The sequence below is a fragment of the Actinomadura fibrosa genome (assembly GCF_900659615.1).
GTDB lineage: Bacteria > Actinomycetota > Actinomycetes > Streptosporangiales > Streptosporangiaceae > Spirillospora > Spirillospora fibrosa.
On record NZ_CAACUY010000047.1, the window covers coordinates 25,789 to 52,303 of the forward strand.

The following is a 26,515-nucleotide window of genomic DNA, read 5'->3' on the forward strand; positions in this document are numbered from 1 at the left end:
GTTCCTCAAGGGGTGGGGGAGTCCTGGAGCAGGACCGTGGACGGGGAGGAGGGGGCGACGGGGGCGGGGGGGGGGGCGGTGAAGCGGTAGCGGCCGCTGCCGAGCCGCACGGTCAGCGCATGGCCGGTCCGCGCGACGACCTCGATGTCGTCGCGTCCGGACACCGGTTCGCCGCCTTCCCGGACGTCGCCGGGCGCGGCGGTCGGCAGCACGAGAGCGGCCCGGGCGCCCGGCGGGACGACGGCGTCCACGCGTAGCCCGCCCGGGTCCAGCGACCAGCCGCACTCGACGGTGCCGCGCGCGGTCTCCTGCCGGGCGTGCGCGGAGGTGAGCCGGCCGCCGACGGTGGGCTTGAGCAGCAGGTCGCGGTAGGCGACGGAGTCGGGATGCTGGCCGATGCCGGCGACGCCGCCGTACAGCCACTCGCCGACCGAGCCGAGGCTGTAGTGGTTGAAGGAGTTCATGGCGGGCGACTGGAAGCCGCCCTCCTCGGTCCAGCCGTCCCAGCGCTCCCAGATCGTGGTGGCGCCGTGCCGGATGGAGTAGCACCAGGACGGATAGGTGTCCTGGTGCAGCAGGGCGTAGGCCAGGTCGGGGCGGCCGTGCTCGGCGAGGACGGGGCACAGCAGCGACACGCCGACGAAGCCGGTGGTCAGGTGCCGGTCGTGCGCCTCGATGTCGGCGGCGAGGCGCGCCACGGCGGCGGGCACCGTCCGCGGCGGGAGGAGGCCGAAGGCGAGGGCGAGCAGGTAGCCGGTCTGCGTGCCGCCGGCGACGCTTCCGTCGTCCACGTCCACGAACGCGTCGATGAACGCGTCCCGGACGGCCGCGTGCAGCGCCTCGTAGCGGGCGGCATCCGCGCCCTCGCCCAGCACGGCCGCGGTCCTGGCGACCAGCTCGGCGCTGCGGGCGAAGTAGGCGGTGGCCAGGAGGTCGCGCGGCGTCTCGGCGTTGACCTGGAGCCAGTCGCCGTAGTGGTTGCCGGTGCGGCGCCGCCAGACCAGGTCGGGGTTGTGGCGGTGGACGTGGTCGACCCACGCCTTCATCGCGGGGTAGGAACGCTCCAGGACGCGCCGGTCGCCGTAGACCCGGTACAGCGTCCACGGGATGATGACGCCGCCGTCGCCCCACGCGGGCGCGCCCTCGCGGAGCATGCACAGCTCGGGCACCACGTCGCCGAACGCGCCGTCGGGATGCTGGGCGTCCACGACATCGCGCATCCAGCGGGCGAAGAACGCCGAGACGTCGGCGTTCCGGCAGGCCGTGGGAAGGAACACCTGGGCGTCGGCGAGCCATCCGAGCCGCTCGTCGCGCTGGGGGCAGTCGGTCGGGATCGACACGAAGTTGCCGCGCTGGCCCCAGCGGATGTTGTCGTGCAGCTTGTTGACGGTCTCGTCGGAGCAGGTGAACTCGCCGGTCCACGGGGTGTCGCTGTGCAGGACGCGCCCGGTGACGTCGTCCGGCCGGAGATCGCCCGGATAACCGGCCACCTCGACGTAGCGGAACCCGTGGAAGGTGAAACGCGGCTCGAACACCTCGACCGGGCGCCCTGCCGCGACGTAGAAGTCGGTGGCCTCGGCCGTGCGCAGATTGTCCAGGTAGAGCTCGCCGTCGCCGGTGAGCATCTCGGCGTGCCGGAGCCGGATCCGCTGCCCGGCTCGCGCGCCGCGGACGGTCAGGCTCACGCGTCCGACCATGTTCTGACCGAGGTCGACGATGAACCGGCCATCTGGACGGCGCCGCACCGCCTGGGCGGGAAGGTCCTCCAGCACGCGCACCGACCGGTCGGGAGCGGCCTCCAGGACGGCGGTGTCGGTGCCGGCAACCACGACGGGGGACCATGCGCTGTCGTCGTAGCCGGGTTCGTCCCAGCCGGGAAGGTCGTCGCGTGCGTCGACGAACTCGCCCATGAGCAGGTCGGCGTAGCGGATCGGGCCGGGGTGCTCGCGCCAGGACCCGTCGGACGCCACCCAGCGGCGCGACCCGTCGGCGAAGTCCAGCAGGAGCTGGACGATCACTTGCGGCGCGTCCCCGTAGTGCAGGGCCGCGCGCCGCGAGTCGAAGCCGACGAAGCCGCTCCACCACCCGTCCGCCAGCACCGCGCCGACGGTGTTGGCGCCCTCGCGCAGCAGGTCGCCGACGTCGTAGGTCTGGTAGAGGACGCGGTGCCGGTACTCCGTCCAGCCCGGGGCCAGCTCGGCGTCGCCCACGCGGCGGCCGTTGATCCGCAGCTCGTACAGGCCGCGCGCGCTGACGTAGGCGCGGGCCCGCACCAGCGGAGACGCCACGGTGAAGTCGCGCCGCAGGTGGGCGCAGGGCAGCAGGTGGCGGGTCCGCTCGGTGCGGTCCTCGTCCTGCGGCGGGTCCTGGGCCGGTGCCGACTCCGGGTCCCGGGCGATCCACGCGGCCTTCCAGTCGCCGGGGTGCAGCAGCCCGGTCTCGAACCAGGAGCCGGCGTGCGCGGTCTGCTCGCCCCGGGCGTCCCAGACGGCGACGCGCCAGTGGTACCGGGTCGAGGACTGCAACGGCGGCCCGTCGTAGGGGACGAGCAGGGCGTCCTCGCCGGCGCGGCGGCCGGTGTCCCAGAGGAGGCGGCCGGTGTCGAGGTCGTCCTCGGTGAGCGCGACGGTGATCCGGTAGGCGGTCTGCGCGTCCCCGCGGACGCCGGAGCGCAGCTTCCACGACAGCCGCGGAGCCGGCTCGTCCAGGCCGAGGGGCTCGTCGAGCATCTCGCAGGTCAGACCGTACGGGACCAGGTGCTCTTCGGACACGGTCATCCCTTCAGCCCCCCGGCGAAGCCCTTGATGATGTGCCGCTGCATCGCGAAGTAGACGGCCAGGATCGGCAGCATCGCCAGCACCAGCCCGGCGAACACCAGGTTCCACTGCGACACGTACTGGCCGAGGAATCCGAAGATGGCGACCGGGATGGTCTGCTGGTCGCCGCCGCTGAGATAGAGGAAAGGAGTCAAGAAGTCGTTCCAGATGAAGATGGCGTTGAGGATGACGACGGTTCCGGTGATGGGCCGGAGCAGCGGGAAGACGACCCGCCAGAAGGCCTGCATCGGCCCGGCGCCGTCGATGAGCGCGGCCTCTTCGTAGCCGCGTGGAAGGGCGCGCAGGAAACCGGTGTAGAGAAAGGTCGCGAACGGCACCTGCAAGCCGCTGTAGAACAGAACCAGCGACCAGAGGCTGCCGAGCAGATGCAGATCGCGAATGGTCTGGTACAGCGGTAGCAGCGCGAGCTGGAAGGGCAGCAGCAGGCCGAGCATGAACAGCAGGAACAGCCAGCGCGACCAGCGGGCGGTGACCCGCGCCAGCGGGTAGGCGGCCATCGCCGACACCACCACGATCAGCGCCACGCTGACCGCCGTCACGATCACGCTGTTGACGACGGCGCCCGCCAGGCCCGCCTCCCGCCAGGCGTCGGCGTAGTTGCGCAGCGTCGGGGACGTCGTCGGCGCGATCACCGAGCCGCCGTCGCGCGGATCGCGCAGGGACAGGTTGACCAGGACGTACAGCGGGAACGCCATGGCGGCGGTGACCGCGATCAGCAGGATCTCCCGCAGCAGCGTCCGGACGGTGTAGCGGTTGTTCACCGGGCGGCCCTCTCCTGCCGGCGCAGCAGCGCGTACTGCCCGCTGGACAGCACCGCCACGAAGACCGCGAGCACGATCGCCAGCGCGACGCTGTACCCGTACTCGTTGAACTGGAAGGCGTTCTTGTACATCAGCGTGGAAAGGGTCTCGGTGGAATCGCCGGGCCCGCCCGCGGTCATCACCCACACCTGGTCGAACAGCTTCAGCCCGCCGATGACCGACAGCATCAGGTTGATGGTCATCGCGGGCGCCAGCAGCGGCAGCACGATGCGCCGGAAACGCTGCCAGGCCCCGGCGCCGTCCACCGCCGCGGCCTCCTGCACGTCGGCGGGAATCCCCTGGAGCCCGGCCAGGAAAATGACCATCGAATAGCCGGCGAACTGCCAGACGATGACGCCGATGACGCTGCCCAGCGCCAGATCCGGCTCGCCCAGCCAGTTCTGCCGCCACGAACCGAGGCCGACCGACCCCAGCAGGCCGTTGACCGCCCCTTCCGGAGCCAGCATGTACTTCCACAGCGCCGCCGTGACGACCGGCGTCATGACCGCCGGCGCGAACAGCAGCACGCGCAGCACGAACCGGCTCCTCACCAGGCTGTTCACGCCCAGCGCCAGCGCCAGCCCCAGCGCGTTCTGGACGACCGTGACGGCCACCGCGATGATCAGCGTCTGGCGGAGCGCGCCCCGCGCCGCCGGGTCGGACCACAACTCCCGGAAGTTGGCCAGGCCCACGAAGTGCTTGGCGGGGTTCAGGCCGTCCCAGTCGGTGAAGGCGAATGTGGCGCCCTGCGCGCTGGGCACCAGCACCACGAACACGTACAGGGCCAGCGCCGGGAACGCGAACCAGACGGGGACGCGCCTGTGGCGATGCGCCTTCACGCGTGCGGTCACCTCCTCGGCATGCGGACCGGACATCGGGTACCTCCCAACGCCGTGCGGCGCGGCGCGCACCGCACATGGCGATCTCGTTTCGACCAGGTGAACGGCGTCACCGGCTAGTGAGGGATCGTGCGCCCGCCGCCGGGGCCGCTGATAGCCCGAAAAGGACCTGCACTAGCACGAAATTCACTTCAGTCGGACGGGCTAGGGTGCTCGCCATGGACGAACCCCCCGTCGGAACCGCCAAGGGGCTGCTCTACTTCACCGAGGGCTCCCTGGCCTACGCCGGTCACTACATACACGAGCAGCACCACCCCGTGCACACGCACAGCTTCGTGGAGATCGCGGTCGTCACCGGCGGCGAAGGCGTCCACCGCTCGCTGGACGGCCGCAAGCAATTGCAGGTGGGGGACGTCATCCTGCTGCGCCCGGGGGTCTGGCACGGCTACGAGGACTGCCGGGGGCTCGACCTCTACAACTGCTGCTTCAGCACCGAGCTGCTCCAGCGGGAACTGGCCTGGACCCGCGAGGACCCGCTGCTCGGCTACCTCCTATGGACCGGTCCCAACTCCATGCAGCGGCGGGGCATGCTGACCTCGCACCTGGATGCACAAGCGCTCAAAGCATCCATCGTTCACCTGGACGCGCTGGACCGGCTCAGCGACCACAGCATCGACCGGCACCGCGGCGACTTCATCGGGCGGCTGATGCTGTTCCTGAGCCACCTGGCCCGCGCCGTCGCCGCCCAGCGCGACGGCGACACCGGCACCGGCCCGACCCACCCGGCCGTGGCCCAGGCGATGCGGCTCCTGGAGGCCCGGCCCGCGCACCGGTGGACGCTCACCGAACTCGCCGAGGAGCTCCACCTCACCCCGCGCTACCTGGTGCGCATCTTCAAGACCACCACGGGCCTCCCGCCGATGGCCTACCTCGCCCAGCACCGGGTCGAGCGGGCCGCCGCGCTGCTCCTGCACACCGACCACTCGATCACCCAGATCGGCCAGGCCGTCGGCTGGCCCGACCAGAACCACTTCGCCCGCCGCTTCAGGGCCCACTACGGCCTGTCGGCCACCACCTACCGGCAGCGCTTCGCGCACCACAACGTCGACATGAGAATCGGCGCCGTGAGGGGCGTCACAAAGAAGCCGCTCATTGAATGAGAGTGCGCCTGGCCTTTTATCGGAGCCCGGACGATCCTCGGGACCCACCGAACGTCCGAGGGAGGGCCCATGGCGATCAACGCAATCGGCGGCCCCGGCCCCGGCCACGCCGCGCATCTGCGCGTCGAGGCGAAGACCGTGGTGGCCGCCGATGTCGTGGCGTTGACGCTGGCGCGTCCGGACGGCGGCCGCCTGCCGGACTGGACGCCGGGCGCGCACATCGACCTGGTCCTGCCGAACGGCCTGACCCGCCAGTACTCGCTGTGCGGCGACCGGTGGGACGCGCACACCTACCGGATCGGTGTGCTCCGGGAGCCGGACGGCCGCGGCGGATCGGCGTTCGTCCACGACGAACTGCGCGAAGGGGACCTGGTCGGGATCGGCGGACCCCGCAACAACTTCCGGCTCGCGCCCGCCGACCGCTACCTGTTCATCGCGGGCGGCATCGGGATCACACCGCTGCTGCCGATGATCGTCCAGGCGGACCTGCTGGGCATCGAGTGGCGCCTGCTGTACGGCGGCCGCACCCGCGCATCGATGGCCTTCCTGGACGAGCTCGAACCCCACGGCGACAAGGTCACCATCGCCCCCCAGGACGAGCACGGCCTGCTCGACCTCGCCGCCTGGCTGCCCGCCCCCTCGTCCGGCACCAAGGTCTACTGCTGCGGACCCGCCGGACTGCTGGACGCGGTGGAACGCCACTGCGCAGACTGGCCGCCCGGCCGCCTACGCACCGAACGGTTCGTCGCGTCCCGCGACAACGGAACGACCGACGCCTTCGAGGTGGAGCTGCGCCGCTCCGGCCGCACGCTGACGGTCCACCGGAACCAGTCACTCCTCCAAGCACTGGGCGAGGCCGGCGTGGCGGTGCTGTCGTCCTGCCGCCAGGGACTCTGCGGCACGTGCGAGACGACCGTCATCGAAGGGGTGCCCGACCACCGCGACGCACTCCTCGACGACGCCGAACGCGCGGCGGGGGACTGCATGCTCGTGTGCGTCTCCCGCGCTCACAGCCGCCGCCTCGTCCTGGACCTGTGACCGTGAGAAGCCTCCCCATGACCGTCACCTCCGCGGATCCGTTCGCCGCTGAGGTGCTCCGCGACCCACTCCCACTCCAGGCCGAGCTCCGCGACGCCGGACCGGTCGTCTACCTGAGCCGCTATGACGTCTACGCGCTGGCCCGTTACGAACAGGTGCACGCCGCGCTGACCGACTGGCAGTCGTTCCAGTCCGGAGCCGGTGTGGGACTGGCCAACTTCCGCCACGAGAAGCCATGGCGGCCACCGAGCCTGCTGCTGGAGGCCGACCCGCCCCGGCACGACGCGCCCCGCGCCGTCCTGACCAAGATCCTCGGCCCGCGCGCCCTGCGCCGCCTGCGCGACCCCTGGGCCGCCGCAGCCGACGACCTGGTCGACCGCGTCCTCACGAACACAGAGTTCGACGCGGTCACCGCGCTCTCGCAAGCCTTCCCGCTACGGGTCTTCCCCGATGCCGTCGGGCTGGAAAAGGAGGGCCGCCACCACCTGCTGCCGTACGGCGACCACGCCTTCAACGCCTTCGGCCCGCACAACGACCTGGTCGCCAAGGGCGAACCCCGGCTGGCCGAGGTCGCCGGCTGGGTCAACGCCCAATGCGCCCGCGAAAGGCTCACCCCCGATGGGTTCGGCGCGCAGATCTGGGCCGCCGCCGACCGCGGCGACATCACCCACGAGCAGGCCCCGCTGATCGTCCGGTCGCTGCTGACGGCCGGGGTCGACACCACCGTGCACGCCCTCGGCGCCGTCCTCTACGCGCTCGCCACCCACCCCGACCAGTGGAAACGCCTCCGCGACGACCCGAGCTTGGCGCGGGTGGCGTTCGACGAGGCGGTGCGCTGGGAATCGCCCGTCCAGACCTTCTTCCGCACCGCCACCGGCGACATCGACATCGCCGGGACGACCATCCCCGACGGCAAGAAGATCCTCATGTTCCTGGGCGCCGCCAACCGCGACCCGCGCCGCTGGCACGACCCCGACGCGTTCGACCTGTCCCGCGACCCGTCCGCGCATGTCGGCTTCGGGATGGGCCTGCACCAGTGCGTCGGCCAGCACGTCGCCCGCCTGGAGGCCGAATCCCTCCTGACCGCCCTGGCCCGCCGCGTCGAGCACCTGGAGCTGGCCGGGACCCCGATCCGACACCTGAACAACACCCTGCGAGCCTGGCAGTCGCTCCCCGTACGCGTCCGCACGTGACCGAGAAGGAACCAGTAGATTCCGGGCCGTGGAGCATCATTCGTCGAGCCCGGGACGGGCTCAGCAGGTCGGCACCGCGGGTGTCATCGGAGCGCTGGGCGGGGCCGCGCTGGCGGCGCGTCGCGGCGGCAGGGCGGCGGTCCTAGGCGCGGTCGCCGGGGCCGTCGGGCTGGGAGCCGTCGACGCGGTCGCCCGCGCACGGCAGCGTCCCAACGAGATCCCCGCGCTGTGGGCGCGCATCGCGAGCGGCGCCATGATCGCCGCCCCGCTCGGATGGGCGGCCGAACGGCTCACCGGGGCCGGGCCCCTCGCGGTCGGGACGGGCACCGGCGCGGCCGTCGGAGCCATGGGACTCCGGCCCCAGAAGGTCGCGCTCGGGCCCGCCGTGGGGGCGGCCATCGGCGGGGCTCTCCGCGGACGTTCGGGGGCGGTCGTCGCCGGCACGACCGTGCTGGCCTACCGCACCCTGGCCGCGCTCCTGTTCCGGGACGCACAAGTGACCCTGCTTGCCGAGCGGGTCCGGGCGGAGGACCTCCCGTTCGTCGTGCCTCGCGAGTCCACGACGCGGTACGTCGGCACCGGCTACGTCCGGGCCCTCGCCGAGACCCTCGGCGGCGACTACACCGAGGACGCCCGGGACGTCGGCATCGTCGCCTCACTCGACGAACTGCGCGGCCCCGACTTCGATCCGGCGGACGTGGACCCGCAGGTCCGCGAGTTCTACGAGCACACGACGCGGTTCACGCTCGACATCGTCCCCACGTGGCGGCCGTGGGTCCGGCCCGGCTACCTGCTCTACCGGACGCTCGTCGCCCGCCCCCTCGGCCAGGCCAGCGTCCCCCTGAACCAGCGCGAGGCGCAGCGCGGCGTACGGGGACGCATCGACACCATCACCACCAAGGACGGCGCGGAGACCATCCGCGGCTGGATCAGGTCCTTCGCCGACACCGACGAGCCGATCTACATCGGCATCTACACGACGTACCGGCGCGAGGGCCGCGGCTACGTGAGCGTCGGATTCCCCCTCCCGCAAGCCAGCTTCACCGCCACGCTCGCGCCGCGGGCCCGCCCCGGCGGAGGGCTCGTCCTGACCAGCCGAAGCGACGACGACCAGTCCGGCCACTACCTCACCTACATAGACCCGGAAACCCGCGACCTCACAGCCCTAGCCGTACACGGCTTCGCCGAACAACTAGACGTCTACACCCAAGACGGCGAACTACGCGCCGAACACGCCTTCGCAATCTTCGGCATCCCCTTCCTAGTACTCCACTACCGCATGCACAAAAAGCCCCACTAACCCAACCAACCCCCAGGAAGAAACCCCCAGAGAAGTCGCACACAACGCCATAACCGAACGCACCGCGTTAACGACCTGAAAGAGGCCGCCTACATCCCCCGCAGGAAGGGCGCCGCAGCTCCACCTGGGATCCGCCCCTGCCGGAGGTCGGGGCGGACTGCGGTTATCTCGCCAGATTCCGCGGTTCGACTGGCAGGGGACGGCAACCCGCGACCGTCGGATTAGGAAATTGCTCCGAGCGAACACGGCCCCGCCGGCGATGTGACCGGCGAGCGACAGGACACCGATCCCGTGGGGGAGCGCCCTGTCACGCAACGACCGGGAACGAGCAGTGCTGGCGAGGTCGCGCAGCGGCTCAGGTGGAGTGGTTGCCGAGGTCGTTGAGGGTGGCGACGACGGTGGCCCAGGACAGGTTGACGGTGTCGTCGTCGGGTGGGTCGCCGAGCCGCAGTTCGGCTGCGGGGTGCACCATGTTGCGGTACTCGCGCAGAGCCGTCGCCCAGCTCTTGACGTCATGTTGGATCCATCCGCATCGATGCGCGACATCGATCAGATCTGTGAGGCGCCAGTTCGTAATGGGACGCACCCTGCCATCCTTGTCCCGGGGCGCGGCCGGACAGCGGCAAGCCTCCTTGGCGTGCTTCTTCGTGAACTCCAGCAGGACGCCTTCCATGATGCTGCCCAGAAGGATCACGCTGGCCAGCATCGCGCCGTACTCTCGGCAGGTGCGCGCTTCGTCCAAGCGGGTGCGCAGCCGCCGGGCAAGCGGTGTGTCGCCGACGATGTCGCCGATCTCCGTCTTCAGGACCGGGGGAGCGGGCGCGGCCGGCGAGCGCAACGTCGGATCGCGCTCGACGACGGCGGGCCGGCCGTTCCGGTAGACGACCTGGAGTCCTTCGTAGGCCAGTACCTCGTTCAATTGGGCCGCCACCTGCGGCGCGTCGTCGCAATCCATGTGCTCAAGGGGGCTGGCGAGCCGGCAGATCACCTTTTCGATGGCGATGGTGTCGCCCCGGCGTTCACGTAGCAGGTCCAGAGTCCAGCCGAGGCGGCTCTCGCCGTCGTATTCCGGCACGCCCTCCCATTTGGCAGCCGTGAAGAACTTGGGAAGCTGCCAGTACTGGCGGTGATGAGGACCGTTCGTGTCACAGATCATCTCGCCTATGCGTGTCAGAGTGTTGTCGTCGAGTTCCTGCATGTGATCCTCAGTGCCTCCGGCGTGCGTCGGTGATGGCGGAGTCGATCGCGTCGACGATCCTCGAGCCGCGACGGTTGAAGCCCAGCACGGCCATGGTCTCGACGAGGACCTGCTCTCGTGTGCGAAGAAGACCGTCGCTCTCGATCCATCGCACCAGGCGGACGAGATCCCGGTGCGCGTACTCGGTGATCGGCAGGCCGCTCTGGACGGCGGGGCGGGGCAGCATCTTCGGGTGGGATGCCATGGCCGGAGTGGGCTCCTGCCTGCGCGCCTCGGTCGAGTGCGGTCCGGTTCGGGGTGGTGCGTCGGCCTCGGCGACCGCCCGGTCGTAGGCGGCTCGTGCTCGTGTCGTCTCGGTCACCGGATCGCGGAACCAGGCCGTCGACCAGATGCGGTGGAAGCGCCAGCCGAGTCTCTCCAACTGCTGCTGGCGGAGGCGGTCACGGTCTCGGGCGCCGGGCGCGCTGTGGTAGGAAGCGCCGTCGGCTTCGATGGCCAGCACCATGCGCCCGGGCTGTGCGGGATGCTTGGCGGCGAAGTCGATGCGGTATCCGGCCACGCCGTACTGCGGGATGACCGGGATGCCGGCAGCGATCAGCCGTTCGTGGACGTCCTGTTCGAATGGGTTGAGATCGGGTGCGTCGGGTGCGGTGTATCCGAGGCTCTGCCCGCGGGTCTCTGCGAATTCGAGGTAGCGGCACAACATCTTTCCGCCCTCGTTGTGCAGCCGGTCGGGATCGACGTCGTGCCGCGTGAAGGAACTGACGAGGGTGAGCCGGTGTTTGGCCCGGGTGATCGCGACGTTCACCCGCCGCTCGCCGCCGGGCCGCATGATCGGTCCCCACAGGTAGCGCATGCGTCCGTCGGCGTGCTTGCCATAGCCGAGAGTGAGGATGATGGCATCGCGCTCGTCGCCCTGAACGCGTTCGAGGTTCTTGACGAAGAACGCCTCGTCGCCGTTCTCGGCGAAGAACTCCTCGAGTTCGGGGTGCTCGGCGAGACGCTGCCTGAGCAGCGCGTCCACCCGCTGGGCGTGTCTTGAGCCGAGCGCTATCACACCGAGGGACTCCTGCGGCCGGGTACGCGCGTGTTCGAGCGCGAGATCGACGACTTCGTGGACCTCGGCGGTCACGGACTGATCCTGTCCGGCCCCCGGGGTTTGGGAGGCGTGAACGAAACGCAGGCAGTCTTCACCTTGGACGCCTGGGAACGTGGTCAGCGCGCCCTTGTAGAACCAGTGGTTGGAGAAAGCGATCAGCCGTTCATCGCGGCTGCGGTAGTGCCAGGTCAGCGGGCAGTTCAGCAGCAGCGGCTCAAGGGCGTTGAGGATGGATTCGAATCCTCTGGCGTACGAGACGATCCCGGCTGGTTGCTCTGCCTCGTCCTCATGGTCGTACCCGGAGACCTGGCTGAAGAAGTTGCTGGGAGGAAGTTGCCGGCCGTCTCCCGCAACGACCAGTCGGCGGCCCCGCATGATGGACGGGACCGCGTCCGCGGGAATCACCTGGCTGGCCTCGTCGAAGATCACGACGTCGAAGATCTGCTCACGCGGCAGTACCTGGCTGGCCATGAGCGGCGACATCGCCCAGCAGGGCTTGAGCGACAGCAGGACCTCGCCGGCCTGCTCGACGAGGGACTTGAGCGGCAGATGCCGCCGCTGCAGGGCGGCCTGCCGGCGGATGAGCCGGGCTTGCTGCGGTGCCCGGTCCATGCTTTCCCGAAGCCATTCCGCGGTGGCGCGCCGGACCCGTTCGCGGTTCGTGCGCTGGTGCTCGCGATCAGAGGCCGCGAAGTGCCGGGCCTCTTGGTCCAACGTGCCGCTCGTCCAGGAGGCCCATCGCCGGTCCTCGTTCTGGACATGATGCAGGACCGATGAGTACCAGACGAAGTCGAACGACCAGGCGGCGAGGTCGGCATCGGCGCGCCGGCCGGTGACTTCGGCGAGCAGCGGCTCCAAGCCGAGGCTGTGCAGGCTCGTCCGCAGTTCGTAGAGGGTCGGCAGGTGCCAGAGGACCGGCTGTTCGGCCGCCAATTGGTCGAGTAGGCGGGTGAGGTCGGAGAGCCGATAGTCGAACAGCGGATGCGTCGGCAGGAACCTCGACAGCTTGTTCAGAGCGGCCACCAGGGCATCCCTGGCCGTCCGAGCGGTGTCGAGGTCCTGGTAGGCGCGGATCGGCCCGTCCGTGAGCCGACGCCATTCATCGAGCTGCCGCTCCGCGGCCAGCAGGGCGGTGTGCAGATCGTGCCGTGACCCCGAAGGAGCGATGCGAAGTCGCCGGGCCCGTCGTCGCAGCGACCACCGTTCCCGCCACCCCAGTGCGCTACCGCGTTCCCAGCGAGTACGACGCGGCCCGGTCGCTGCGATCAGGTGGTCGAGCGGTGCCGTGTACACCTCGGGGAGGAGGTCGCGGCTGGTGGCCCGCACGGCGTCGAGCAGGTCCACCGCCTGGACCATCGCGGCAGTGGTCGCGCTCAGCCGAAAGCCGAACTCCCGGCTGACGAGCGCGAACTGGGTTGCAGCAGTGGGCAGGACGCGGGTCCGCAGCTCATTGATGAGCTCTTGGACCTCCTCCACCTGCTGGAAACTGGTGACAACGGCTCCGTACCAGGCGCTGCTCTCCTGGCGCATGGCGAAGCCGCCCAGATCGGCGTACTGACGCAGCTCGTCGCGTGCTCTTCTCGCCGCATCCTCGCCGAGACCGCGAAGGACACCCTCGGGGAACCGCAGATTCGAACGGGCCTCGGACGGTGCCCGGAGCAGGATTCCCTGTGCTTCGAAGGCGGTGACGCTCCAAGGCTGACGCACAGCATGGAGGGCGGCCTCATGGGCGATCAGTGCTGCCCGCTGCTCAGCCAGCCTGCGGTGTAGTGCGCCGACCTGCGGCGGCGGTGTCCGCCCCGCTCGCTCCAAGGTCGTCCCGAGTTCCGCGGCGATGCGGCGCCGATCCTGCGTCCCACCGTGGATGTCCAGCACCAGATCGGCGAGATCGACCCGGCGGAGCCGGTCCAGCACCGCGTCGATGGCGGCCCGCTTCTCCGCCACGAACAGCACCTTCTTGCGCTCGGCGACGAGCGTGGCGATGAGGTTCGCGATCGTTTGCGTCTTCCCAGTGCCGGGCGGACCGTGAACGACCACGTTGAGCCCGCGGCGTACCGCTTGGATCGCCCTGACCTGAGACGAGTCCGCATCGTCGACGGTGAACTCCTCAGCGGGCGGCAGCTGGTCCCCTGAGGGCAGGTCCTCGCCAGTACGCAACTGGCCGTCCAGGCGGTCCTGCGCCTGTGGATCGCCGGCGATGGCGGCGATGACGTCGTTGCCCGCCAGCAGTTCGGTGGCCCGCTCCAGGTCACGGACCATGGGAAGTTTGGCGTAGGTGAACGTGCCCAGCACTGCCCATTCGGTGATCCGGAAGCCGGGAACGGAGGAGGCGGTGATCTTCTTGAGCCGCTCGAACACCGGTGTCGGGTCGAACGTGTCTCCGTCGAGCAGCCCTAGTAGTCCGGCGTCGTCGGCCTGCACCGAGAAGTCGGTCGCGAGCTTGTGAAGTAGGACCTCGTTGAGTTCTACCTCCTCGTCGAGCACCAGCTCGAAGTCGTCCTGCCGTGCGCGGGTCGGCTTCAGCGTGAGCCCGCGGAGCAGCACTGGAGCGGCGGGCACGCGGTCCGGCTCTGACCAGCTCGCGATGCCGATCGCCATGTAGGCCGCCGCGATGCCGCGCTCCTCGCTCAGCTCGCGGGCCTTGCGGTACAGGGCCCGGACACGCTTGACCGCGTCGTCCTCGTCCGGGAACAGGCGCGACAGCCGGACGGGTTTGGCGGCGAGGAGTCTCTGTACGGCTTCGGGGTCTCCCTCACCAACATTGATCGTTCCAGCGCCACTGCTCTTGTAGTAGAGCAGCGTGTTCTGGCCGCTGAGGTCGGTCAGATCGGCTTTCCACCCGCGCACACAGTCGGCCAGGAGCTGTTCACGTCCGTCCACCGGCGGGGCGTTCATAGGAGAGCCATGATCGTCAGGACGAGCTGGATGGTCATGACCATGCTCACTACCGCGATGAGGTAGACCATCAGGCGTTGGTGGGGTTCGAGAACGGCTTGTTCTGTCATCCCCATGCCAGGTGTCTCGCTGTCCGCCGTCCCGCGGTATCGTGCGGACTTGATCGGCAGCAACTCCAAGAGAGCTCTGTTCTTCATTCTTCTGTGCACGGTCAGAGAGCACGCGTAGAGCCTGCCGTTGGCATGATTCCTACACGGTTCGCCGTGGTTCGTCTGTACGCCGCAATTCGTCGGGCAGTAGCAGAGTTCGTAGACGATCCAGGCTAGCACTGGAATGATCCACAACTGCCAGATCTGTGCGAACAGCGCGATCGCAGTCAACACCGCCATCCCGGCCCACCAGGCATTCCTCGTCTGATCCCGTGTCCTCCGCCGAGCCATGCGCACCTCCTGCGGAAGCAAGGTAAGCCGGAAGTGAAGCGAGCGTGAAGGAGCCTGGCCGTAAGTGGCTGATGCCCCTCGGGTCGCCCAAATACCCGCTGAGGCGGTATGGACAACTGTGAAAAGAGAGAAAGATCGGTCGCCGGATTCGGATGATGTCCTGGATGATTTCGATCCTCCGGCGATCCGAGTGAGGGACTGGAGAGGAATGCACAGATCGAGTCTGGAGCGCCTGAAGCGTCGCCCGGTCATGCTCGCCGGTCACCGGGCCGCTTGTTCAGCCGATGTGGATGGACTGGGCCAGTGCGCGACCGAAACAGGAACACCCGCGCCGAGAACGCAGTCGGCATGGGGACGGTGGGCAGGCCGCGGCGCCAGCAGGCGGCATGCAGTCGTGGGTCGCGAGCGATGCCGTCGAGGCGCAGGAGGATGGCTCGCCCACCTTGATGACCCGGCCACGACCGTGCGGTCGTTGGTGGCGCAGCATCCGCTCGGAGTGACGGTTGACGCAGGTGGACGATCTCGGCCAGGGCGAACTCTGATGCCGTGAGGGAGGTATCCCGGCCACCGTGAGGCGAGCGCAGCCCATACTGGTTCTCGGCGTCTTCGATCCCACTCCGATGATCAGGTGTCGTGACGTCGATGACCGATAGGTCAGCGGAGGTGCCACCTACGAATTCTCTGCTCCCGGACGTGGGGGAGGGGTGGTGTCCTACACGTTGTTGGCCTATACCGGTCCCATCGCGGCGAAAGTCGGCTCACCGTGGGCGTCGGCCGGTTGCGCCTGCGACCCTAGGCTCGGAGCGGACGGTCTTGGATGTGGAGGACGCTGTGGCAGTAGCGTGGGTGGTTCGAGCGGGAAAGTATGGAGAGCGTGATGAATGGGCTCTAGCGCAGGGCTGGTCTGGCGGCGGATGGCGCGAGGTTCCAGACCTGACCGGCTGTACCACTCGCGAGCAATTGGCGAAAGTGGTCGCGGCAGCATTTCCCACCGCGTCTGATGGTCGGCTCAACAACTTCATCGGCCAGTTGTGGGCGCTGCGCAGCCGTATCGAAGTGGGTGACCTGCTCATCATGCCGCTCAAGACGACTAGACAGATCGCGCTCGGACGTGTGACCGGCGGTTACATCTACCGCGGTGACGATCCGGACTTGGACAAGCGCCATGTGGTAAAGGTCGATTGGCAGCGTACGGACCTTCCGCGCACAGCCGTCAAGCAGGACCTGTTGTTCAGTTTGGGGAGTGCGTTGACCATCTTCGCGCCGAGCAAGAACAATGCGGTGATACGCCTTGAAAAGCTCTTGACGACCGGTGTCGATCCTGGCAATGCTGCTCTTATCGGCCCGTCGACGGGCGCCGCCAATGTAGCGGAGCCCGGAAAGATCACCGACGTCGATGAGCCAGAGCTGGCGGCTGATATCGAACAGGCGGCTCTCGACCAGATCACTGCGCGCGTAGCCGAGGAGTTCGCCGGTCACGGGCTGGCCACCCTTGTGTCGGCGGTGCTGACGGCGGAGGGCTTCTACTGCGACCAGTCGCCCCCCGGACCGGACGGCGGCATCGACATCACCGCTGGCCGGGGACCTCTCGGCTTGGACAGCCCGCGACTGCTGGCGCAGGTCAAGTCCGGAGGTCAGATCGGGGCCCCGGTAGTCACGCAACTGCACGGCGTCATGAGTACTCACGGTGCTGAACAAGGGCTCTTGGTGGCTTGGGATGGACTGACCAAGCCGGCCCGCGACGCCTTGAAGAATCAGGCACTGCGTGTACGCGTGTGGCAAGCAGCCGATGTCGTCAACGCGGTATTGCGTACCTATGACCGGCTCCCGGAAGACATCCGCACGCGGCTCCCGCTGCGCCGAGTCTGGATGCTCAGCGACGGCAATTCCTAGTGATCACAGGGTCGCATCTCCATGAGCGGTCTTCATCTTCAGTGAGTGGCTATAAGCCATAGTATTGTCGCGAGTCGGTCGCTCGGCGAGTGAGATAAGAAGCCCCAAGCCAGGGGTGATGGTCTTAATCCACGGCTGTCATGACCAAAGGCCTCTATCGCGCCGCTGTCGCGTTGCCCCGCCAATCGCTGAACTCTCTAGATGGTATCCCACGCCTGCGCCGTGGGGTGATCGGGTCGCAGTGGCGGCTACTCGGCCAGGGGCATCGAGCCCGACTCTTGCTGGTCCGCTCCGGACGAAGGCGAGGTCTTCACCGAGTTCGGCGCGTCAGTCGGGTATCGGCGAGCGCGGTTCGGCGGTACGTAGAAGATGCGATCCGACTGACGAAGGCGCCATCACCTATGACGCTAGGAAGTCTCCTCGGCCTCCGATCCCTGTTCCCATGCCGGACGGTCCTGGCGCCCGGTGCCATCGCCCGTTAGAGGAGTGGCCATGTTGAAGGTTGCTGAAGACGTGCAAGTGGCGGACGTCGAATACAGAGGCGGCGACATCGTCAGTTCGACTGCCTTTTGTAAGCAGTCGTGCGGAGGAAGAGTCGAAGTGATCAAAAATGTCGGATTCTTCAGGGAACTTAGTCATGGTGATCCTGACGGGCCTTCCCTCATGGCGTGCGTGTCGAAAGGGGATGTGAAGAAGCGAAACCTGCTTGCCTCGTATCTGGAGCATGGCGCAGTACTGGCGGTGACCGGTCGAGATGTCTACGATGTGTTGGCGGACGACAAGACCGTGTCAGGTCGATTGGCGCTGATGACGGACGGCACATGGCTCTGGCCGGCGGATCTTTCATATTATGTGCGCGTCTATAATGTCCAGCTCCCTCTCGAATTTACGGAACATGCTGAGAGCTTGGATTGGAGGTCTCCGAGCGTTTCTTCTGGAACCCTTCTATCGATTGAGGAGCAGCTTTCGTCTGGCGAGTAGTAACGCGGAACATGCGGTCGAGTCCGTGGACTCGGCGATGCGACGGGTTGGTGCTGTCATCGCTCTTCATGACTCTGGGTGAAGTTGGCGGGACGTGGTCGTCTCCTCGCTTGCTGCACAGGGCCAGGGCCGTTCGCGGCCCGAGGGAGGGGAGGCCGAGGATGCCGCCGCTGTACTGCTGGACGCCGCCCCCCGCAAGTCTCGTCCAGACGTCACGAGGGCGAGCGTTATGAGTCTGGCGCTGGGGGGTCGATCCTGGTGACCGCTTGACGGTGACCATCGGATCTTCGTCTGCGCCGAGTCCGCTCCTGCTGAGGGCAGGGGTGGAGTGCGGTCTCTTCGCAGGATTCGCGGTCCGGGTGGCAGGGGCGGCAACGCTGGCAAGGCCGACCGTCTGGGGAGTTCCGCGCTGTGGTGCTCGGACGTGGGGAGGGTGACAGCGGGGTGCGGCCGTCATCGGATGGCCGGTGTCCGGGGCCGTCCTGCGGCAGGGTCCTGTGACATCCGAGCGAACACGGACCATAGGCCTAGCGGGTAGGCCGCTGAGGCAAAACTGCTGGTCAGGGTGGCGCGCCCGGCAGGATTCGAACCCGCGACCGTCGGATTAGAAGTCCGATGCTCTGTCCAGCTGAGCTACGGGCGCTCGGCGGCCCGGCGGGGCGCCGGGACACAGTGTATGGGTGTGCGTCCTCCGGCTCCACATCTATAACGGCCGTAACGGGCGGCAGTGGTGTCCAGGGGGTCATATCTTGGGGTGCTGTGGCGGTGGACATGGAGATGCCGCTCTCCGGCGGGGACGTCACGGAGGGCGTCGTGAGGGTCGGGGACACGGTGCGGAGGCCGTTGCGGGCGCACAGTCCGGCGGTGCACGAGTTGCTGAGGCATTTGGAGAGGGTCGGGTTCGAGGCGCCGCGGGTGCTCGGGGTGGACGAGCGGGGGCGGGAGATCCTGAGCTGGGTGCCCGGGGAGGCGGCGCACCGGCCGCTGCCGGCCTATGCGGTGAGTGACGAGGCGCTCAGGGGTGTCGGGGAGCTGCTGCGGCGGTATCACGAGGCCGTCGCGTCGTACGAGGCGCCGACCGATGCGCCGTGGGATCGGGAGGCGTCCAACCTGGACGGGGCGCCGGAGATCATCGGGCACTGCGATGTGACGCCGGAGAATGTGATCTTCAGGGACGGGTGGCCTGCGGCGTTCATTGATTTTGATCTTGCTCGGCCTACGACGCGGTTGTACGACGTGGTGACGGCGCTGCGGCACTGGGGGCCGATCGCGGATCCGTGTGATCGCGATGCCCTGCTGTACCGGGCGGACGTGGGGCGCAGGCTCCGGGTGTTCTGTGACGCGTACGGGTTGGATCGTGACAAGCGGCGTGAGGTGCTGCCCGCGGCGCGGGTGAGGTTCGAGCGGTCGTATCGGGCGATGCGGGCGCGGGCGCAGTGGGGCGGCGGGTGGGCCCGGATCTGGCAGGGTGGGGCCGGGCCGCGGATCCTGCGGGCTCAGGACTGGCTGGAGCGGAACTGGGATGAGCTGGATGCGCGTCTCGCCTGAGGGGTTGCTGCTCGGGGTCGTGCTGGACGGGCTGCTGGGTGATCCGCGCAGGGGGCATCCCGTGGCCGGGTTCGGACGGGCCGCCAACTGGGTTGAGGGCAAGGTCTATGGGGATTCGCGTGGGCGGGGTGTGCTTTTCGTAGGTGTGGTTGTGGGGGCTGTCGGGGTTGTTGGGGTTGTTGTGGAGCGGGTTGCTGAGGGGCGTGTTTTGCGGGCTGTGAGTACGGCGGTCGTTACGTGGGCTGTGCTCGGTGGTACCTCGCTGGGACGTGAGGGTCTGCTCATGGCTCGGGCGTTGGAGGCGGAGGAGATGGAGGCGGCGCGGGGGCGGTTGTCTCATTTGTGTGCGCGGGATCCCAAGGGGCTGGGGAGTGCCGAGTTGGCGCGGGCCACTGTGGAGTCGGTCGCGGAGAATACGTCCGATGCTGCTGTGGCTCCTTTGCTGTGGGGGGCGGTGGCCGGGATTCCGGGGTTGATGGTGTACCGGGCCGTCAATACGTTGGATGCCATGGTGGGGTACCGGAATTCGCGGTATGAGCGATTCGGGTGGGCGGCGGCACGGCTCGATGATGGGGCGAACTGGGTGCCTGCGAGGGTGACCGGGGTGCTGACGGCTCTGGTGGGTGGGGCTGATGCTTGGCGGGTGTTGAGGAGGGACGGGGGGAACCATCCGAGTCCCAATGCGGGACGGTGTGAGGCCGCGTTCGCCGGGGCCTTGGGGGTCAGGTTGGGCGGGACGAATTCGTATGGCGGGGAGGTCGAGCGGCGTCCGGGGATGGGGGACGGGCGGGCTCCCGAGGTGCGGGACATCCGGAGGGCCGTGGCGTTGTCGAAGAGGGTGGCGTTCGCGGCGGCGGGAGTGGCGGTGGCGGTCGCGTGGTGGCGGCGATGAGCGGGGCGCTGCTGGTCGCGGGGACGACGTCGGACGCGGGCAAGAGCGTGGTGGCGGCGGGGTTGTGCCGGTGGCTGGCGAGGCGGGGCGTGCGGGTGGCGCCGTTCAAGGCGCAGAACATGTCGCTCAATTCGATGGTGACCGAGGACGGCGCGGAGATCGGGCGGGCGCAGTACATGCAGGCCCAGGCGGCGGGGGTGGTGCCGCGGGCCGTGATGAACCCGGTGCTGCTGAAGCCGGGCAGTGATCGGCGCAGCCAGGTGGTGGTGCTCGGACGGCCCGTGGCGGAGGTCGACGCGCTGGAGTACGGCGCGCACAAGGAGCGGCTGCGGGAGGTCGTGCAAAGAAGTTTGCGGGAATTGCGCGATGAGTTCGATGTTGTGATCTGCGAGGGGGCCGGTAGTCCCGCGGAGATCAATCTCCGGGCCGGTGACATCGTCAACATGGGGCTTGCGCGGGCGGCCGATATTCCGGTGGTGGTGGTCGGCGATATTGATCGGGGTGGGGTTTTCGCCTCTCTGTTCGGGACGGTCGCGCTTCTCGAACCGGAGGATCAGGCGCTGATCGCCGGGTTCGTCATCAACAAGTTCCGCGGGGCGAAGGAGTTGCTGGAGCCCGGTTTGGAGCAGTTGAGGGCGCTGACCGGGCGGCCGACTCTGGGGGTGCTGCCCTGGAAGCTCGGTCTCTATCTGGACAGTGAGGACACGCTGGCTCTCGATGCGCCGCGTCCTGACGCGAAGGCGGCGTTCGGGAGGGAGACGTTGCGGGTGGCGGTGGTGCGGTTCCCGCGCATTTCCAATTTCACCGATCTGGACGCGCTGGCGTGCGAGCCGGGCGTGGTCGTCCGGTATGCGGCGAGTGCGGGGGATCTGGCGGAGGCCGACCTCGTGGTGCTGCCGGGGACGCGGGCGACCGTGAGCGATCTGGCGTGGCTGCGGGAGCGGGGGATGGACGAGGAGATCCTGCGGCGGGCGGCGGAGGGGCGGCCCGTGCTCGGGATCTGCGGCGGTCACCAGATCCTCGCGCGGGAGATCGTCGATGAGGTGGAGTCGCGGCAGGGGCGGGTGAAGGGGCTCGGGCTGCTGCCGATCACGGTCGAGTTCGAGGTGGGCAAGACGCTCGGGCGCCCATGGGGCCGTGCGTACGGGCATGACGTCCACGCCTACGAGATCCACCACGGGATCGTGAGCGTGGAGGGCGGGGAGCCGTTCCTGGACGGGTGCCGCGAGGGCGCCGTCTGGGGGACGACCTGGCACGGGGCCTTCGAGAACGACGGGTTCCGGCGCGCCTTCCTCCAGGACGTGGCGCGGGTGGCGGGGCGCGACTTCGTGCCCGCGCCGGACGTGTCCTTCGCAGAGCTCCGGGAGGCGACGCTGGACGCGCTCGGCGATCTCGTCGAGGAGCATCTCGACACGGACGCCGTGTGGCGGCTGATCGAGGGCGGGGCGCCGGAGGGGCTCGCGGTGGTGCCCCCGGCGGGGCCGTCCGCTATTTGACGAGGCCCTCCTTGCGCATCCAGTCGCGGGCGACGAAGGCGGGGTCCTCGCCTTCGACGTCGACCTTGCTGTTGAGGCCGCGGATCACGTCCGTGGTGAGCCTCGGGCTGATCTTGGCGAAGAGCGCGGTGAGTTCGGGGTGCGCCCGCAGGACGGACTCCCGGACGGTGATCGCGGGGTTGTAGATCGGGAAGAAGTGCCGGCTGTCGTCGAGGGGGTGCAGGTCGAGCGCCTGGATGCGGCCGTCGGTGGTGGTGACCTCGCCGAACAGGCACCGGTTGTCCTTGATCGCCTGGTAGATGACGCCCTCGGACATCTGCCGGACGTTCCCCGCGGGCACCGAGGAGCCGTAGGCGAGCCCGTACGCCTGGAGCATGCCGCGGAACCCGTCGTTGCGGGCGAAGAACTCGGGCGCGACGCAGAACGTCCGCTGCCCGGCGGGGACCTTGGCCATGTCGGCGAGGTCGCGGATGCCGTACCGCTTCTGCGCGGCGGACGTCACGGCCATCGCGTAGGTGTTGTTGAACGGCGCGTAGGGGGCGAGCCAGGCGATGTGGTTCCTCTTCAGGTCCATGTCGCGGACGGCGTCGAACTGCTTCTGCGGGTCGGCGATCGGGTCCTCCTGGCCCAGGTAGGTGATCCACCCGGTGCCGGTGTACTCCCAGCCGAGGTCGTTGTCGCCGCTGGTGATGGACTTGCGGAACGTGACGCTGCCCTGCGCGTTGGTGTGGTCGACGGCGTCCGCGCCGGCGGCCTTCAGCGCCAGCACGGCGATCTTGCCGAGGATGAGCTGCTCGGTGAACTCCTTGGACGAGACGCGGATCCGCGCGTCCTTCAGCCCGGGGACCGGCTGGATGCCGGCGGGCTCGACGCTCGGGATGAACGCCGAGGCGGGTTTCAGGCCGCAGGCGCCGAGGGCGAGCAGGACGGGGCAGAGCAGCGCGGCGGCGAGGCGGCGGAGCGGCATCACAGCCCCTTCGGCGCGAGGAGGCGGGTCGCCATCCCGCCGAGCCAGTCGATCAGCAGGGCGAGCAGGGCGATGAGGACGCAGCCGGTCAGCAGGACGGGGTTGCGCTGCGTGCTGACGCCCGTGGTGATCAGGTCGCCGAGCCCGCCGCCGCTGATGAAGGAGGCGATGCTCGCGGTGCCGACCATCAGGACGAGCGTGGTGCGGATCCCGGCGAGGATGACCGGCGTGGCGAGCGGCAGCTCGACGCGGGCGAGGACCATCGCGGGGGACATCCCGATGCCGCGGCCCGCGTCGATGAGCGTCGGGTCGACCTGCTGGAGGCCGACCATGGTGTTGCGCAGGGCGGGCAGGACGCCGTAGGCGACGAGCGCGACGACGGTCGTCCAGAAGCCGATGCCGAAGATGACCGCGAGCAGCACGACCACGCCGATCGCGGGCGCGGACTGGCCGATGTTGGCGACGGCGAGCACGAACGGGGTGGCGGGACGGGCCCACACGCGGCTCAGCAGGATGCCGAGCGGGATCGCGATCGCGAGGACGACGACCGTGGACACGACGGTCAGCTCGATGTGCTCCCAGGTCTTCTGCCAGACGTAGTCGGGTTTGAGGCTGCGCTCCTCGATGCTGTCGAGGTCGGAGTTCTCGACGTACAGCATCCACGCGGCGCCGATGAGGAGCACGGCGAGCGGTTCGAGGAAGGCGCGCCAGGAGCGGCCGGTGGGGGCGTGCAGGGCGACCGTCGGCGGGATCACCGCGTCCTCGGCGCCCGGCGCGGCGGGGTCGATCCCGGCGGCCGTGCCCCGCGGCGGCGCGCTCATGTCGCGTCCGCTCCGCGCCGCCGGGCGCGCGTGCGTTCCTTCATGTCCCTGATCGCGTTCTGGAGGGTGGCGAGGGTGACGGTGCCGCGGTAGACGCCGCGCGGCCCGACGACCGGGACGGTCTCGTGGTCGATCTGGATGAGGCTTTCGAGGGCCTGCTGGAGCGTGTTGCGGGCGCGGATGGGCGTGGCGGTCGGCATGCCGCGGGTGCCGATCGGCCCGGTGACGCCGTCGAGGTCCTCGGGGTGGATCCAGCGGACGGGGCGGCGCCGCTCGTCCAGGACGATCGCGAACGCCGTCGAGCCGGCGGCGATGCGGTCCCGGACGGCGGCGGCGTCGTCCTCGGGACGGGCCTCGGGGACCTGCTGGAGCGGCACGTCCGCGACCCGGCTGAACTTCAGCAGCCGCATCGCCTGGCCGCCGCCGATGAACTGCTCGACGTAGTCGTCGGCGGGGTGGAGGAGGATCTCCTGCGGCGTCGCGTACTGGGCGATGCGGGAGCCCTTGTCGAGGATCGCGATGCGGTCGCCGAGCTTGAGCGCCTCGTCGATGTCGTGGGTGACGAACACGATCGTCTTGCCGAGCTCCTCCTGGAGGCGGAGCAGGGAGTCCTGGAGGTGCTCGCGGGTGATGGGGTCGACGGCGCCGAACGGCTCGTCCATCAGCATGGCGGGCGGGTCGGCGGCGAGGGCGCGGGCGACGCCGACGCGCTGCTGCTGGCCGCCGGACAGCTCGCGCGGGTAGCGGCCGCGGAACGTGGCCGGGTCGAGGTCGACGAGTTCCAGCAGCTCGTCGACGCGGGCGGCGATGCGGTCCTTGTCCCATTTGAGCATCTGCGGGACGAGGCCGATGTTGGTGGCGACCGTCATGTGCGGGAACAGCCCGGCGTTCTGGATGACGTAGCCGATGTGGCGGCGCAGCTCGACCGGGTTCAGGCCGAGGGCGTCCTGCCCGGCCACGATGATCTTGCCGGAGGTCGGCTCGATCAGCCGGTTGATCAGCCGCATCATCGTGGTCTTGCCGCTGCCGGACGGGCCGAGCAGCACGACGATCTCGCCGCTCGGGACCGTCATCGTCACGTCGTCCACGGCGGGCACCGACTGCCCCGGGTAGCGCTTGGTGACGTTGATGAGCTGGATGCCGCCGCGGTTCCCCCGGGCCGCGTCCGCGCCGGCGGCGTCGCCCGTCACGGCGGCGGACGCGGCGGAGGTCGCGCCGGACGCGGGGGCGGGGTCGGCGTCAGACACGGATGCCTCTCGGGGTGGTCAGGCGGCCGATCAGCACGAAGCAGCCGTCGAAGATCAGGGCGAGGAGGACGATGCCGAGCGTGCCGGCGAGCGTCATGTTGATGGCGTTGGCGCCGCCGAGCCGCGCCAGCCCGGAGAAGATCTGCTCGCCGAGGCCCGGCCCGGAGACGTAGGCGGCGATCGCGCCGATGCCCATCGCGAGCTGCGTGCTGACCCGCACGCCGGTGAGGATGACCGGCCAGGCGAGCGGCAGCTCGACGCGCAGCAGGATCGCGGTCCGCGTCATGCCGATGCCGCGCGCCGCGTCCACGAGCGTGCGGTCGACCCCGGACAGCCCCACGACGGTGTTGCGGACGATCGGCAGCAGCGAGTACAGCGTGAGCGCGACGACGCTCGGCGCGACGCCGAGGCCGAGCGGGGTGATGAGGAGCCCGAGCAGGGCCAGCGACGGCACCGTGAAGATCACGCCGGCGGTGCTGGTCGCGAGCGCGGACAGCCGCTCGCTGCGGTACACGAGGAGGCCGACGAGGACGCCGATGACGAGCGCGGCGAGGACGGTCTGGAAGACCATGCTGGCGTGCTGCCAGGTCTCGAACCACAGCCGCTCGCGGCGGCTGCCCAGATACTCCCAGAAGCTCACGGTTCCCTCCAGGGAGATCATTACCCCTCCGGCGGCACGGATCACACATGCACAGGTCAGGGATTCGGTGCGCGGTCCCGGGTCGGCGGTAGGGTGATCCATTCGTCCGCACGCCCGCGGCCGCCGCCCGCGGGAGGCGTCCCGGAAGGCATCAGGAGGAACGTCCCGTGACCGAGCCGCGGTCCAGTCTCATCGTCCCGCTGATGAAGGCCCGGGTGCCCGCCGAGGTCCAGCTGGAGTTCCCGCTGCCCGCCGGCGAGGAACCGGTCCGCGACCCGTTCGCCGGCGACCTGTACGCCACCTACGCGCTGGAGCTCGCCGACGAGGCCGCGCCGCTCGGCCGCCGCTACGAGCACGTGGCGCGGCGGCACTGCGAGGCGCTGGGCGTGGCGCCCGGCGACCTGCGCCGGCTCGCGGTGATCAACCTGCGGAACCGGCGGCCCGACCTCAGCCTGAGCTGGTATCCGGACGTCCGCGCCGTGACGGTGTCGCTCGGCGACGGAGCCCCGGTCTCGGGCGGAGCGCCGGGCGGAGGCGCGGGCGCGCCCCGGCGGGGCGGGCTGGAGGCGGGCCTGCTGCTGGACGACGGGTTCCTGGAAAAGCTCGCGCAGGACGTGGAGGGCGACCTCGTCGTCGCGGCCCCGGCGCGGGACGTCTTCGTCGCGTCCGGGACCGGGCACCCCGACGGCGTCGACAAGCTCCGCTGGGCCGTCGCCCAGGTGTGGGCGGAGGACCGCGGCGAGGGAGCCGACCCGGTGTGGGACGTCCCGCCGGGCAGCCTGCTCACCCATCAGCTCCTCGTACGCCGCACCGGCGGCTGGGAGGTCATGCCGGGCTGAGCGGCGTGGACGCCCCGAGGCGCGCGGACGCGCGGCCGTGCTTCAAGGTTGCGGTGGGCTGAGGGCTTGGGGGCGCGCCGACGGCGGTCTGTCGGCTGCGAGTTGAGGCGGCCTGAGTTGCCTGCTTTTGTGGACCGAAATCGTGAACTCCCCGTGTTTCTTTGCGCACAGGGCGTAGCCTCCGCATGTCGTTCCCGGCATGAGGAGCTTCCCGATGGGCAACAATCTCGCGGCCGTGCTCGCCGGCCGCGCGCATGAGCGAAAATGGCACGACCGGCCGCTGTACTACGCGGCGATCTCTGTGCGAGCGCACCGTCGTCATGGGCGAAGGCACCGGCCCGCTGAAAACCCCGCCGCTACTCATCGAAACGACAACGAGAACATCCGATCTT

Annotated in this window: 20 protein-coding genes and 1 tRNA gene; 10 read left to right on the plus strand and 11 right to left on the minus strand. The window is 69.4% G+C overall.

Features of this window, described 5'->3' with window-relative positions; translation table 11 throughout:
* Positions 1-5: 5 nt before the first annotated feature.
* Genes E1300_RS18460 through E1300_RS18470 form a run of 3 tightly spaced genes read right to left on the minus strand, consistent with a single transcriptional unit; the run spans position 6 to position 4,512 of the window.
* A complete protein-coding gene (locus E1300_RS18460) occupies positions 6-2,777 on the minus strand; it encodes an alpha-L-rhamnosidase (RefSeq protein WP_131758261.1) in 2,772 nt (923 codons plus the stop codon).
* Positions 2,774-3,598, minus strand: a complete 825-nt coding sequence (locus E1300_RS18465) for a carbohydrate ABC transporter permease (protein ID WP_242619226.1) — start codon at positions 3,596-3,598, stop codon at positions 2,774-2,776. The genes E1300_RS18460 and E1300_RS18465 overlap by 4 nt, the downstream gene beginning before the upstream one ends.
* Positions 3,595-4,512 (minus strand): carbohydrate ABC transporter permease, encoded by a 918-nt coding sequence (locus tag E1300_RS18470; RefSeq protein WP_131758262.1) that lies wholly within the window; start codon positions 4,510-4,512, stop codon positions 3,595-3,597. Before E1300_RS18470 ends, E1300_RS18465 begins: the two co-directional genes overlap by 4 nt.
* A gap of 182 nt (positions 4,513-4,694) precedes the next feature.
* Here E1300_RS18470 and E1300_RS18475 point away from each other — a divergent pair, with 182 nt between their 5' ends.
* The 4 genes from E1300_RS18475 (at position 4,695) to E1300_RS18490 (ending at position 9,167) form a co-directional block, all read left to right on the plus strand.
* A complete protein-coding gene (locus tag E1300_RS18475) occupies positions 4,695-5,636 on the plus strand; it encodes an AraC family transcriptional regulator (RefSeq protein ID WP_131758263.1) in 942 nt (313 codons plus the stop codon).
* 69 nt (positions 5,637-5,705) lie between these two features.
* Positions 5,706-6,674, plus strand: a complete 969-nt coding sequence (locus E1300_RS18480) for a PDR/VanB family oxidoreductase (RefSeq protein ID WP_131758264.1) — start codon at positions 5,706-5,708, stop codon at positions 6,672-6,674.
* Positions 6,675-6,691: 17 nt separating this feature from the next.
* Positions 6,692-7,867 carry a cytochrome P450 gene (locus E1300_RS18485; protein WP_131758265.1) on the plus strand — a complete coding sequence of 392 codons (1,176 nt, stop codon included), beginning with the start codon at positions 6,692-6,694 and terminating at the stop codon, positions 7,865-7,867.
* 28 nt (positions 7,868-7,895) lie between these two features.
* Positions 7,896-9,167, plus strand: coding sequence for a hypothetical protein (locus E1300_RS18490; protein ID WP_131758266.1), 1,272 nt, complete (start codon positions 7,896-7,898; stop codon positions 9,165-9,167).
* A 355-nt stretch (positions 9,168-9,522) separates the two neighbouring features.
* Here the strand turns inward: E1300_RS18490 and E1300_RS18495 are convergent, their stop codons facing one another.
* From E1300_RS18495 to E1300_RS18505, 3 genes are read right to left on the minus strand one after another with little or no spacing between them, the layout of a single operon-like run.
* On the minus strand, positions 9,523-10,365 hold the full coding sequence (locus E1300_RS18495) for a hypothetical protein (protein WP_131758267.1): 843 nt from the start codon (positions 10,363-10,365) through the stop codon (positions 9,523-9,525).
* A gap of 7 nt (positions 10,366-10,372) precedes the next feature.
* Positions 10,373-14,359, minus strand: coding sequence for a PDDEXK-like endonuclease domain-containing protein (locus E1300_RS18500; protein ID WP_131758268.1), 3,987 nt, complete (start codon positions 14,357-14,359; stop codon positions 10,373-10,375).
* Positions 14,356-14,799 carry a hypothetical protein gene (locus E1300_RS18505; protein ID WP_131758269.1) on the minus strand — a complete coding sequence of 148 codons (444 nt, stop codon included), beginning with the start codon at positions 14,797-14,799 and terminating at the stop codon, positions 14,356-14,358. The genes E1300_RS18500 and E1300_RS18505 overlap by 4 nt, the downstream gene beginning before the upstream one ends.
* 819 nt (positions 14,800-15,618) lie before the next feature.
* On the opposite strand from E1300_RS18505, the gene E1300_RS18510 reads away from it, so the two are divergent.
* Positions 15,619-16,692: a restriction endonuclease gene (locus tag E1300_RS18510; protein WP_207399830.1), complete on the plus strand. Its 1,074-nt coding sequence runs from the start codon at positions 15,619-15,621 to the stop codon at positions 16,690-16,692.
* 492 nt (positions 16,693-17,184) lie between these two features.
* Entirely contained in the window at positions 17,185-17,673 is a 489-nt protein-coding gene (locus tag E1300_RS18515; protein WP_131758270.1) for a hypothetical protein, read from the plus strand.
* Between the two features lie 566 nt (positions 17,674-18,239).
* Here E1300_RS18515 and E1300_RS18520 read toward each other — a convergent pair.
* A tRNA-Arg gene (locus E1300_RS18520) sits at positions 18,240-18,316 on the minus strand.
* 134 nt (positions 18,317-18,450) lie between these two features.
* Here E1300_RS18520 and E1300_RS18525 point away from each other — a divergent pair.
* Genes E1300_RS18525 through E1300_RS18535 form a run of 3 tightly spaced genes read left to right on the plus strand, consistent with a single transcriptional unit; the run spans position 18,451 to position 21,609 of the window.
* The gene (locus E1300_RS18525; protein ID WP_242619228.1) at positions 18,451-19,221 is read left to right on the plus strand and encodes a phosphotransferase; all 771 of its coding nucleotides are present in this window, start codon (positions 18,451-18,453) and stop codon (positions 19,219-19,221) included.
* A complete protein-coding gene (locus tag E1300_RS18530) occupies positions 19,196-20,113 on the plus strand; it encodes a cobalamin biosynthesis protein (RefSeq protein WP_207399831.1) in 918 nt (305 codons plus the stop codon). Before E1300_RS18525 ends, E1300_RS18530 begins: the two co-directional genes overlap by 26 nt.
* Entirely contained in the window at positions 20,110-21,609 is a 1,500-nt protein-coding gene (locus tag E1300_RS18535; protein ID WP_131758272.1) for a cobyric acid synthase, read from the plus strand. Before E1300_RS18530 ends, E1300_RS18535 begins: the two co-directional genes overlap by 4 nt.
* On the opposite strand, the gene E1300_RS18540 is transcribed toward E1300_RS18535, so the two are convergent.
* Genes E1300_RS18540 through E1300_RS18555 form a run of 4 tightly spaced genes read right to left on the minus strand, consistent with a single transcriptional unit; the run spans position 21,602 to position 25,284 of the window.
* Complete coding sequence (locus tag E1300_RS18540; protein ID WP_131758273.1) at positions 21,602-22,576, minus strand: glycine betaine ABC transporter substrate-binding protein; 975 nt, start codon at positions 22,574-22,576, stop codon at positions 21,602-21,604. The genes E1300_RS18535 and E1300_RS18540 overlap by 8 nt on opposite strands.
* Positions 22,576-23,397 carry an ABC transporter permease gene (locus E1300_RS18545; RefSeq protein WP_131758274.1) on the minus strand — a complete coding sequence of 274 codons (822 nt, stop codon included), beginning with the start codon at positions 23,395-23,397 and terminating at the stop codon, positions 22,576-22,578. The genes E1300_RS18540 and E1300_RS18545 overlap by 1 nt, the downstream gene beginning before the upstream one ends.
* Entirely contained in the window at positions 23,394-24,644 is a 1,251-nt protein-coding gene (locus E1300_RS18550; protein WP_242619227.1) for an ABC transporter ATP-binding protein, read from the minus strand. Before E1300_RS18550 ends, E1300_RS18545 begins: the two co-directional genes overlap by 4 nt.
* Entirely contained in the window at positions 24,637-25,284 is a 648-nt protein-coding gene (locus tag E1300_RS18555; RefSeq protein ID WP_131758275.1) for an ABC transporter permease, read from the minus strand. Before E1300_RS18555 ends, E1300_RS18550 begins: the two co-directional genes overlap by 8 nt.
* Before the next feature lie 167 nt (positions 25,285-25,451).
* On the opposite strand from E1300_RS18555, the gene E1300_RS18560 reads away from it, so the two are divergent.
* Positions 25,452-26,123 carry a DUF1444 domain-containing protein gene (locus E1300_RS18560; protein WP_131758276.1) on the plus strand — a complete coding sequence of 224 codons (672 nt, stop codon included), beginning with the start codon at positions 25,452-25,454 and terminating at the stop codon, positions 26,121-26,123.
* Positions 26,124-26,515: the final 392 nt, after the last annotated feature.

Bases quoted from the DNA above. Each gene is read 5' to 3' on its own strand.
- E1300_RS18475 (WP_131758263.1), top strand. From the start codon at position 4,695: ATGGACGAACCCCCCGTCGGAACCGCCAAGGGGCTGCTCTACTTCACC.
- E1300_RS18545 (WP_131758274.1), bottom strand. From the start codon at position 23,397: ATGAGCGCGCCGCCGCGGGGCACGGCCGCCGGGATCGACCCCGCCGCG.
- E1300_RS18515 (WP_131758270.1), top strand. From the start codon at position 17,185: ATGTTGAAGGTTGCTGAAGACGTGCAAGTGGCGGACGTCGAATACAGA.
- E1300_RS18460 (WP_131758261.1), bottom strand. From the start codon at position 2,777: ATGACCGTGTCCGAAGAGCACCTGGTCCCGTACGGTCTGACCTGCGAG.
- E1300_RS18495 (WP_131758267.1), bottom strand. From the start codon at position 10,365: ATGCAGGAACTCGACGACAACACTCTGACACGCATAGGCGAGATGATC.
- E1300_RS18540 (WP_131758273.1), bottom strand. From the start codon at position 22,576: ATGCCGCTCCGCCGCCTCGCCGCCGCGCTGCTCTGCCCCGTCCTGCTC.
- E1300_RS18470 (WP_131758262.1), bottom strand. From the start codon at position 4,512: ATGTCCGGTCCGCATGCCGAGGAGGTGACCGCACGCGTGAAGGCGCAT.
- E1300_RS18525 (WP_242619228.1), top strand. From the start codon at position 18,451: ATGCCGCTCTCCGGCGGGGACGTCACGGAGGGCGTCGTGAGGGTCGGG.
- E1300_RS18480 (WP_131758264.1), top strand. From the start codon at position 5,706: ATGGCGATCAACGCAATCGGCGGCCCCGGCCCCGGCCACGCCGCGCAT.
- E1300_RS18485 (WP_131758265.1), top strand. From the start codon at position 6,692: ATGACCGTCACCTCCGCGGATCCGTTCGCCGCTGAGGTGCTCCGCGAC.
- E1300_RS18505 (WP_131758269.1), bottom strand. From the start codon at position 14,799: ATGGCTCGGCGGAGGACACGGGATCAGACGAGGAATGCCTGGTGGGCC.
- E1300_RS18535 (WP_131758272.1), top strand. From the start codon at position 20,110: ATGAGCGGGGCGCTGCTGGTCGCGGGGACGACGTCGGACGCGGGCAAG.
- E1300_RS18530 (WP_207399831.1), top strand. From the start codon at position 19,196: ATGAGCTGGATGCGCGTCTCGCCTGAGGGGTTGCTGCTCGGGGTCGTG.
- E1300_RS18500 (WP_131758268.1), bottom strand. From the start codon at position 14,359: ATGAACGCCCCGCCGGTGGACGGACGTGAACAGCTCCTGGCCGACTGT.